The organism is Thermanaerothrix sp., assembly GCA_026417795.1.
Classification (GTDB): Bacteria; Synergistota; Synergistia; order Synergistales; family Synergistaceae; genus Thermanaerovibrio.
Map to the genome: position 1 here is coordinate 1 of JAOACP010000045.1, position 10,067 is coordinate 10,067.

The following is a 10,067-nucleotide window of genomic DNA, read 5'->3' on the forward strand; positions in this document are numbered from 1 at the left end:
GATCCCTGCCTTCGTTTAGATTTTTACATGAGGCAACCCGTCTCGTTCGTTTAGATTCTTAAGAGAGGCAACATGCATCTGAGAGATCTAGAAGTCTAGCCCCCTGAACCATTCATACATGGCCAACGCGGCGGCTACGCTAACGTTGAGCGACCCTGTCCTGCCAAGCATCGGTATTCTCAGCACCTCATCGCAGGAAGAGGCAACAACCCTTCCAAGCCCCTTGCCCTCGGATCCCACCACCAGGGCAATCCTCCTCGGCATGGCTGCTTCGAAGATGGACCTCTCTCCGTTCGCCTCTATTCCAATAACCCAAAGCCCCAGCCGATCCTTTATATCCCTTATCGCCTGAGACACGTTGCCTATCATAACCATGGGCATCCTAAGGGCCGCGCCGGCACTGCATTTTACCACCGTTCCGGTTGGGAGAGCCCCCCTCCTTGAAGGTATAAGCACAGCAAAAATCCCCGCCGCCTCGGCGGTCCTTATCATGGCCCCAAGGTTGTGGGGGTCCTCCACGTGATCTAAGACCAAGATGTTTAATGGCTTTGCCGCATCCAAAGACACAACCATATTTATCAGGTCTTCCATGCTCAACACCTTGACCGGCGATACCCGGGCCACAAACCCCTGGTGCACAGAGGAGCCAGCTATCCTGTCCAACGCTTCAGGGTCCAGTTCTTGGAACGGGATTCCCTTGGTTTGGCAAAGTCTCAACACCTTATCCCTGAATGGATCCTTCCTTCCTTTTAAGATAAATAACTTAATGCATCCCCCATCACCCTCTAATAGGGATAGAACTGGATTTTTACCGTAAACCACATCCGACGAAACCTCTTGGAAGGAATCGGAGCTCCTCTTTTTCAATTAAATACCTCTCCCATCTTTATGCTTTATATGTGATTTTTTCTATCTCCTACATCATCAGATTTACGCATAAGGGTTTCCCTGATAAAACGCGCCGTATGACCCACATCAGAGGCTGCCACTTCCTCAGGAGTGCCGGCAACCATTACCCTTCCTCCTCCATCTCCTCCCTCTGGACCAAGGTCTATTATGTAGTCAACCGACGCAAGAACCTCCAAGTTATGTTCTATTATCCAAACCGTATTGCCCTGATCTACAAGCCGATGAAGCAACGCAAGAAGCTTTTTAACATCTTTATAATATAATCCCGTGGTCGGTTCATCAAGTAAATACAGGGTATGGCCCCTAAAGCGCTTTCCCAGTTCTTCTGCAAGCTTAACTCGTTGGGCCTCTCCGCCGCTTAAGGTGGTGGCGGGCTGTCCCAGTTTAATATAGCCCAATCCTGCTTCCTCAAGACTTTTAAGCCTGCCGCTGATCTTCGGTATATCACGGAAGATCTCCATCGCTTCTTCGACGGATAGTTCCAAAACATCGGCGATACTCAGCCCCTTATAACGCACCTCCAAGGTTTCGCGGTTGTATCTCTTGCCCTTGCAAACCTCACAAACCACGTAGGAGTCCGGCAGGAATAGCATTGGGACCTTGATCATCCCCTCGCCCTTGCAGGCCTCGCAACGTCCACCCTTCACGTTGAAGCTGAATCTACCCATCTCATATCCCCGCATCTTAGCTTCTGGAAGCTGGGCGAAGAACTCTCTTATGGCGGTAAAAACTCCAGTGTAGGTGGCGGGGTTAGAACGAGGAGTCCGCCCAATTGGGCTCTGATCCACTAAAACCACGTTCCTAATCCCCTCATAGCCCTGTATTTCACGAAAAAAACCGGGCCTCGCTCTAAACCTGTCATCCAGCCTAGACCTTAGCCCCTTATACAATATCTCATACAACAATGTGCTCTTACCGGATCCGGACACCCCGCTAATAGCCCCCATTACTCCTAACGGTAAGCTTACGTCCACATCCTTCAAGTTATTTTCACTACATCCTTTAACGGATATATGCCCCCCTGGGACCCTCCTACCCCCAGGGTGCATTACCCTGCCGTCATCTTCCCCTCTTAGGTAAATCGCTGTAGCACTATCTTGCTTTACAAAGCTAGCGATTGGTGCGCTCGCAACAACCCTTCCACCATATTCCCCAGCTCCGGGACCAAGCTCAATCAAATAGTCCGCTGCCTTCATGGTATCCCTGTCGTGCTCGACCAACACAACCGTATTCCCAAGGTCCCTTATGGCCTTCAACGTATTAAGAAGGCGTCCGGTGTCCCTGGGGTGTAATCCTATGGTGGGTTCATCTAGTACGTAAAGAACCCCTGTAAGCTTTGAGCCTATCTGCGTAGCCAACCTTATCCTCTGAGTCTCTCCGCCACTTAGCGTATCCGCCCTCCTGGATAGAGACAGGTATCCTACCCCTACATCGCACATAAATGCCAGCCGTTTTAAAACCTCCTCAAGCGCCACCTGCACCACCGACAACTTGGCGTCATCCAGATGAACTCCCTTAAGAAGGGAAAGGAGCCCTTCCACCGGCATTTCGGTAAGCTGATCTATGGTGTGATCGGCAAATCTCACCGCCAAAGCTTCCGGCCTAAGTCGACGTCCTCCGCAAGCAGAACAAGGGGACTCATCCCTGTAACGCGCCAACTCCTCCCGCACAGAATCGGAATCGGTCCTCTCCCAACGTCTTTCCAGCCAAGGTATTAGGCCCTCATATCTTCCCACATATTCGTCGCCGGTTTCTTTAAAGGGCAAGGACAGCCTGACGTCAGATCCGGTCAGTATCGTCTTGCGCACGGATTCCTCCAACTGGCCATAAGGCACGGTTAAATCCCACCCCATAACGGAAGCAAGCCTTTGAAGCTTGCCCAACATGTAGTGTCCGGGCCTCCAAGGTAATATCCCTCCATCCATAACAGACATCCCAGGGACCACCGCCAGTTGTTCAGAAAAAAATTCGCGACTTCCAAGACCGGAACACCTGGGGCACGCCCCCTTGGGGCTGTTAAAGGAGAACAGGGCAGGATCAAGCTCTGGGATGCTTATCCCACAGGAGGGACAAATGTACTGTTCGGTAAGATCCATCCAATTATCCGCCGACTCAAATCTCACAAAACCGCCGGATAAGCGAACGGACGCCTCTATCGCCTCCACCAAACGGCTCCTCCTGTCTTCATCCAGGGTAAAGCGGTCCATCAGGACTGATATATCATGCCTTACGTTCTTATTAAGGACTATGTCCTCCTCCAGCCAAAGCAATGAGCCATCCACCTTAACCCTCATGTACCCCTGTTTCCGCAAGGAATCCAAAAGGTTTTTAAACTCCCCCTTTTTTCCGCGAGCCATGGGAGCATAAACTTCAAGCTTGGAGTGATTAAACCTGGAGAAAACCAGCCCCACCATTTCATCCACCGAGTGCCGAACAACAGGCTCACCGCAGGAAGGGCAGTGGGGCTGTCCCGCCCTGCTGAAAAGAAGCCTAAGATAGTCGTATACCTCAGTAACCGTACCTACCGTGGACCTTGGATTGTGTCCCGTCCCCTTTTGTTCGATCGATATGGCGGGAGACAAACCCGTGATCTCGTCAACATCTGGTTTGTCCTGCATGCCAAGAAACTGCCTCGCATAAGCGGAAAGGGACTCAACATAACGCCTCTGTCCCTCCGCATAGAGGGTATCGAACGCAAGAGACGACTTCCCCGACCCGGACGGCCCCGTTATAACCGTTATGGCATTCTTAGGAATGTCTACGTCTACCCCTTGAAGGTTGTGTTGCCTTGCCCCTCTTATCCTTATCATGTCCTCCAATTTTCTTCCCTCTTTCCGATATCATGGCTATGCTGTCCCTAAGCCTGGCGGCCTCCTCGAAATCAAGCCTCGCCACCGCCTCCCACATAAGCCTCTCCATCTCCTCCACATCAATCAAACCCTCAGACGACTCAACCTTGGATCCTGAATTTGTCTGCAAATCTTCGGGCAGCAGTGACCGTATCTCCTTAACCACTGAACGGGGCTCGATCCCCATCTTATTGTTATAATCCTCCTGAATCCTGCGCCTCCTCAGCGTCTCCTCCATGGCACGCCTCATGCTTTCGGTAACTGAATCCCCATAAAGGATCACCCGGCCGGCATTGTTCCTCGCAGCCCTTCCTATCATCTGTATCAAAGACCTAAAGGACCTCAAATAACCCTCTTTATCGGCCTCCAATATGGCAACCAACGACACCTCAGGTAGGTCTATGCCCTCTCTTAAAAGGTTAACCCCCACCAAGGTTGAAAAGATTCGAGCCCTTAGGTCGCGGAGGAGCTCCGCCCTCTCAAAGGCATTGAGGTCACCGTGTATGTACCTAACTTTTATTCCCATACCCTCTATATACTGAGAAAGGTCTTCGGCAGAACGTTTAGTAAGGGTCGTAACAAGGCAGCATCCACCCATGTCCTGCTCGGCCCGAAGCTCACCGATAAGGTCCTCCACCTGGTTCGAGGCTGGACGGACCTCCACCACGGGATCCAAAACGCCGGTGGGACGAATTATCTGCTCCACCACCCTCTGGCTGATGGACAACTCATAATCTCCAGGCGTTGCTGACACAAAAAAAACGGTTTTCATGTATTCTTCAAACTCATCAAACCTGAGGGGCCTGTTATCTAAACAGGAGGGCAATCGGAAGCCATGTTCTACAAGCACCTCTTTACGAGCTCTGTCTCCATTGTACATACCCCTAACCTGCGGTATGGTTATGTGGGATTCATCTATGAATAAGAGGTAATCATCTGGAAAGAAGTCCATCAGGGTACCTGGAGGTTCCCCCGGCAACCTTCCCTCCAGATGCCTGGAATAGTTTTCTATGCCAGAACAGTAGCCTACTTGGGCCAACATCTCGATGTCATATCGGGTCCTAGATTCCAACCGCTGGGCCTCAAGGAGCTTGCCATTATCCTTAAGCTCCTTCAATCTATGTTGAAGCTCCTCTTCAATGGCCCTCAGGGCCCTTCCAAGGGATTCCTTATCGGTTACATAATGTTGGGCCGGGAACACCGCCCCTTCTTCTTTCCTCTCAATGGTTTTTAAAGTCAATGAGTCTATCTCCAATATCTCCTCTACTTCATCATCCATAAACACAACCCTAAGGGCAGTATCACTGTAGGACGGATATACGTCTATGGCATCTCCCCTGACACGAAAGGTACCGGGCTCAAAAGCCACATCGTTTCTTGCGTAGAATATATCCACAAGGCGACCCATAAATTCTCTCCTTGGGTAAATTTCTCCCCTACGAAATCTAAAGATTGCGTCCTCGTAGTTCTTCCTCTTGCCAAGTCCGTATATGCAGGAGACGCTGGCCACAACTATCACATCCCTGCGCTCCACAAGAGCCTTTGTGGCGGCCAGCCGTAACTTCTCTATGCGGTCATTTATGGAGGCATCCTTCTCAATGTAAACGTCTTGAGCGGGAAGATATGCCTCGGGCTGATAGTAGTCATAGTAACTAACGAAGTATTGAACCGCATTCTCCGGGAAGAACTCCTTAAACTCCGAGTATAGCTGGGCCGCCAAGGTCTTGTTGTGGGCCAATACCAGAGCAGGCCTCTGAAGGGCCTCTATAACTTTAGCCATGGTAAATGTCTTACCGCTGCCCGTAACCCCCAGCAGCGTCTGCTTGGATAAACCGCTCCTCACGCCTTCCACCAAAAGATCTATGGCCTTTGGCTGGTCACCGGCGGGAGGCCATGGGCTCTTCAGCACAAAGCGGCTCAAACTATCCCCTCCAATCAAAGGTGGGACGCCCCTTTTATTAATAAAAAGGCGTCCCACACCACTAAATTACCAAAGATTTTGAATGATCCATACCTAACCAGTCTACGCCATCTCGGCCTGCGGCTGGCCAAACCCCTCTCCATTCGCTTCTTGTTCCCCGTCGCTTTCTTTTGCTTCAGCGCTATCCCCACCAGCAGAACTTAATGGAAAGGACGGACCTCCGTTAAGCAAGGCCTCCAGCTCTTCGGCCTCTATTACCTCTCTTTCAAGAAGCAATCTCGCTATGCTCTCTAGCTTAGGCCGGTTCTCTTCCAGGAGGTTCTTTGCCTTATCGTAACACTGATCCACTATCCGCCGCACTTCCTGATCTATGGCGTAAGCCACTTCCTCGCTGTAATTACGATCTTCGACTATGTCCCTTCCAAGAAACACCTCGTGCTGCTTCCTTCCAAGGGTAACGGGGCCTAGCTTTTCACTCATGCCAAACTCGGTAACCATCTGGCGGGCCAGCTGGGTCGCCCGCTCCAGGTCATTCTGAGCTCCCGTCGTAACGTCGTTAAAAACTATTGACTCCGCCACCCTACCGCCCAAAAGAACCGATATCCGCTGGAGAATTTCCTCCTTAGATATCAGGAAACGGTCCTCCTCAGGCAACTGAAGAGTGTATCCCAAAGCCTTATGTCCCCTAGGAATTATGGATATCTTGTGCACCGGGTCACATCCTGGCAGCAGCTTCGCCACCAAAGCATGTCCGGACTCGTGATAGGCTATGATCTCCCTTTCCTTCTTGCTGATAACTCGGGACTTCCTCTCAGGACCTGCTATTACTCTGTCTATGGCCTCCTCAAACTCCGCCATGGAGAGCACGTCCTTACCCCTGCGTCCCGCCAAAAGAGCAGCCTCGTTGACCAAGTTAGCCAGATCAGCTCCCACAAACCCAGGGGTTCTGCGGGCTATCACATCCAGGTTCACAGAATCATCTAAGCGTTTATCCCTGACATGAACCTTAAGTATGGCAAGCCTACCGTTAACATCTGGCCTGTCAACCACCACATGCCTATCGAAACGACCGGGCCTCAACAGCGCTGGATCCAAAATATCCGGCCTGTTAGTGGCAGCGATGAGTATTATCCCGCTTCCCGCATCGAAACCATCCATCTCAACCAGCAACTGGTTTAGGGTTTGTTCCCGCTCATCGTGCCCTCCACCTAAACCAGCCCCCCTGTGACGGCCAACCGCGTCTATCTCATCTATGAAGATTATGCAAGGCTGGTAGCGCCTGGCCTGATCAAACAGGTCCCTAACCCGGGCAGCCCCTACCCCAACAAACATCTCCACGAAATCAGAGCCGCTTATGCTGAAGAACGGCACGTCCGCTTCGCCAGCCACCGCCCTGGCTAAAAGGGTCTTCCCAGTTCCAGGAGCCCCCAGGAGCAGGACTCCCCTTGGCACCTTGGCGCCAAGCCGAGCAAAACGGCCGGGGTCCTTGAGGAACTCCACAACCTCCTTGAGCTCCTCCTTAGCCTCATCGCACCCAGCCACATCACTGAAAGTAACCTTTGGACGGTTATCCAAGAAAAGCTTAGCCTTGCTCTTAGCAAAGCTCATAACCTTGCTGCCGCCGCCCTGCATGTTGTAGAGGATGAATATCCACGCACCTATCAACAAAAGGGTCGGAAACAGAGAGGACATAAGGTTGGCCCACCAAGGCGTGCGCTGTGGCGGAACCACATCAACCTCCACCCCCTTGTCAACAAGGGTCTTAGCTAAGCTGCCGTTGTCAAGGGAATAGGTTCTAAACTCCCTGCCATCCTTAGCCACTCCCCTTATGCCAATATCGTCTATGGAGACCTTCTTAACCAAACCAGCGTTTACGGCTTTTATGAAGTCGCTGTAGGGAACCACGTCCGGCTGCTTCCCCCCACCGTTAGGGGAGAGAAAAACGTTTACAAGGCTCACCACAAGGACGATCAGCACCAGGTATAATCCCAGATTCTTCGCTATCTTTCCCAAGTTGTCCCAACGCCCCTCTTTCTTGTCGATTCCTTCAAACCTTAACTATTTCAGCCAAAGAGAAACACTTGCTGACATCAGTCATCCAGTACTTTCACGGAGCATATCTCAGGAAGGTGTCTCCACTTACCCCCCGCATCTATGCCATAACCCACCACAAATCTATCCGGGATGATAAACCCTCTGAAATCGATTGGCACCTCAACCTTGCGCCGTTCAGGCTTATCCAGCAAGGCACAAACAGAAAGGCTCTCCGGAGATCTCTGGCGAAGCACCTGGAGGAGATAAGATACGGTCAGCCCGCTATCAACTATATCCTCCACGATTAAAACACACTTCCCTCTTACATCAGAATCCAGGTCTTTCAATATCCTAACCACTCCGCTGGACTCCGTGGCATTCCCGTAAGAGGACACGGACATGAAATCGAAGGATACGTTAAGGTCTCTATCCAGTTCTCTTGCAAGGTCTGAAAGGAACATCACAGCTCCCTTGAGTATACCCACCATTACCAAGGGCTTGCCGCGGTAACGATCGGATATCTGCCTTCCTAAAACTTTGATTCTATCGGATATCTGTTCCCTGGTCACCAAGACGGAATCTATCTCATAGCCCATTTGATATCACTCCTGGTTTTTAGGCGTAAGACGAACCCTAGCTATGATAGCACACCTTGAAACGCTTATAACGTCACCTCCGCCAGGATGCCACTCCCCAAGAGAACTCGTTACCATTGGGTATAAGTGACGAAGAGGCGAAGGTACTGCAGGTGCCGTTCCATCAAAGGGCTGGATCATCACCTCCGGGGAAGCAGGGTCCAGCGGTATGTAGCCAAGCCTAAGGTTTTTATAACTCCTCGACAAAACCGCTTGTGGTAGGCTTGGGACATCAAACTTAACCACCCACGGTCCCCATTGGGTTTCCAACGTTAGCCCACGGTTATTCAAAAGCTCTGCCAGGTTAACCCGTCCAACCTCGCAGAAAGCGAGGGGTTCTTTCAAAAAATAGACCCGCTCCCGATCACCCAACAACCACCAGCCACCCTTCCAGGGACACGAGAAGGGCCCCTTGTCTTTGATCTTTCTCACCAACTCCTGAACCCTAAGCCTATCCAGGGAAGGCAAGTTTAAACAAGCCCCCTCCCCCCTAAGGGCCTCCGCCAAATCCTCCGATGAAAGCGACGCGGCTCTACCTCTGTCCCATGCCACCTCAGCCGGATAGGATGGACGCCTTAGCCATGGAAGAATGGCTTCCCGCCGATCTTTTATCATCCGCCGGCTCGTGATGCATTCCACCGAAAGGTCAAAAATCCGGTCAGAGAAAGCTGGATTTAGGTTCCCCTCTATCCAAGGGATAAGATCCAGCCTTATGCGGTTTCTAACGTAATCCCTGGACTGATTAGTCTCATCCTCCACCCACTCGATCCCCAACATCTGAAGATAGCGACGCAGCTCCACCCGCTTTATGGATATTACCGGCCTAACCCAAGGGCCCCGCCTGTGGGGTATGCCGGCCAATCCCCAAATGCCAGCTCCCCTTGTCAAGTTCAACATCACGGTCTCAACCTGATCATCAAGGCTATGGGCGGTTGCCACATACTGACAACCTTCGGAGCTGGCCAAGCCCCCCAGGAACTCATGTCTTATGCGCCTGGCAGCCATCTCAATCGACTCACCCTTAAGCCGTTGAGACGGCACACTACGCCTTGCAACCACGCACCGAATACCCCATGCCATCGCCAGTGACTCTACAAACTGGGCATCCTTATACGACACATCCCTTATGCCATGATCGACGTGTCCCCATATTTGAGTGCCCCTCCAAAACCGTTTAAGGAGGGCCCCCATCGCCACAGAGTCCCCTCCGCCTGAAACGGCCACGATCATCTTAGATGATCCCCACCAACCTTGATCCTCTCCAGCAGCCCTAAGCCTAGCGCCCAGGGATTTCTCAAGACACCTGAGTTCTTCAATCATCATGACCGTCATCACCCCATGCAGGAGGGAGTCTATAAGCTGACAACGAAAATGGACGGGTTAAAATGACCAGGATATCTTAACTACGATGAGCCACAAAAAAATAACCCCCCTTACACAGGGGGGATAATATCTGGTGGCGGTGACTGGAATCGAACCAGTGACACTGCGGGTATGAACCGCATGCTCTAGCCAACTGAGCTACACCGCCTTGGTTGCGGGGGCAGGATTTGAACCTGCGACCTTCGGGTTATGAGCCCGACGAGCTTCCGGACTGCTCCACCCCGCGATCAAAACATAGGGCAAACCTCTAACGCAACGCTGGTTGCGGGGGCAGGATTTGAACCTGCGACCTTCGGGTTATGAGCCCGACGAGCTTCCGGACTGCTCCACCCCGCG

Annotated in this window: 6 protein-coding genes and 3 tRNA genes; all 9 read right to left on the reverse strand. The window is 51.8% G+C overall.

All coding sequences use genetic code 11. The annotated features are described in order from the left end of the window. Positions 1-87: 87 nt before the first annotated feature. The 9 genes from rlmB to N2315_08235 all read right to left on the reverse strand — a co-directional run bounded on the left by rlmB (position 88) and on the right by N2315_08235 (position 10,067). Complete coding sequence (gene rlmB, locus N2315_08195; protein MCX7829158.1) at positions 88-822, reverse strand: 23S rRNA (guanosine(2251)-2'-O)-methyltransferase RlmB; 735 nt, start codon at positions 820-822, stop codon at positions 88-90. Between the two features lie 71 nt (positions 823-893). Beyond that, on the reverse strand, positions 894-3,719 hold the full coding sequence (gene uvrA / locus N2315_08200; GenBank protein ID MCX7829159.1) for an excinuclease ABC subunit UvrA: 2,826 nt from the start codon (positions 3,717-3,719) through the stop codon (positions 894-896). Beyond that, positions 3,658-5,679, reverse strand: coding sequence for an excinuclease ABC subunit UvrB (uvrB, locus tag N2315_08205; GenBank protein ID MCX7829160.1), 2,022 nt, complete (start codon positions 5,677-5,679; stop codon positions 3,658-3,660). The genes uvrA and uvrB overlap by 62 nt, the downstream gene beginning before the upstream one ends. A gap of 102 nt (positions 5,680-5,781) precedes the next feature. Further along, entirely contained in the window at positions 5,782-7,692 is a 1,911-nt protein-coding gene (gene ftsH, locus N2315_08210; protein ID MCX7829161.1) for an ATP-dependent zinc metalloprotease FtsH, read from the reverse strand. 77 nt (positions 7,693-7,769) lie between these two features. Further along, positions 7,770-8,309 carry a hypoxanthine phosphoribosyltransferase gene (hpt, locus tag N2315_08215; GenBank protein MCX7829162.1) on the reverse strand — a complete coding sequence of 180 codons (540 nt, stop codon included), beginning with the start codon at positions 8,307-8,309 and terminating at the stop codon, positions 7,770-7,772. 6 nt (positions 8,310-8,315) lie between these two features. Further along, positions 8,316-9,671 (reverse strand): tRNA lysidine(34) synthetase TilS, encoded by a 1,356-nt coding sequence (gene tilS, locus N2315_08220; protein MCX7829163.1) that lies wholly within the window; start codon positions 9,669-9,671, stop codon positions 8,316-8,318. A 131-nt stretch (positions 9,672-9,802) separates the two neighbouring features. Continuing rightward, positions 9,803-9,879 (reverse strand) — tRNA-Met (locus tag N2315_08225). A gap of 1 nt (position 9,880) precedes the next feature. After that, positions 9,881-9,957: transfer RNA gene (locus tag N2315_08230), tRNA-Met, on the reverse strand. 33 nt (positions 9,958-9,990) lie between these two features. After that, positions 9,991-10,067, reverse strand: a tRNA-Met gene (locus N2315_08235).

Coding starts and splice junctions, on each gene's coding strand:
- tilS (MCX7829163.1), bottom strand. CDS start 9,671: ATGATGATTGAAGAACTCAGGTGTCTTGAGAAATCCCTGGGCGCTAGG.
- uvrA (MCX7829159.1), bottom strand. CDS start 3,719: ATGATAAGGATAAGAGGGGCAAGGCAACACAACCTTCAAGGGGTAGAC.
- hpt (MCX7829162.1), bottom strand. CDS start 8,309: ATGGGCTATGAGATAGATTCCGTCTTGGTGACCAGGGAACAGATATCC.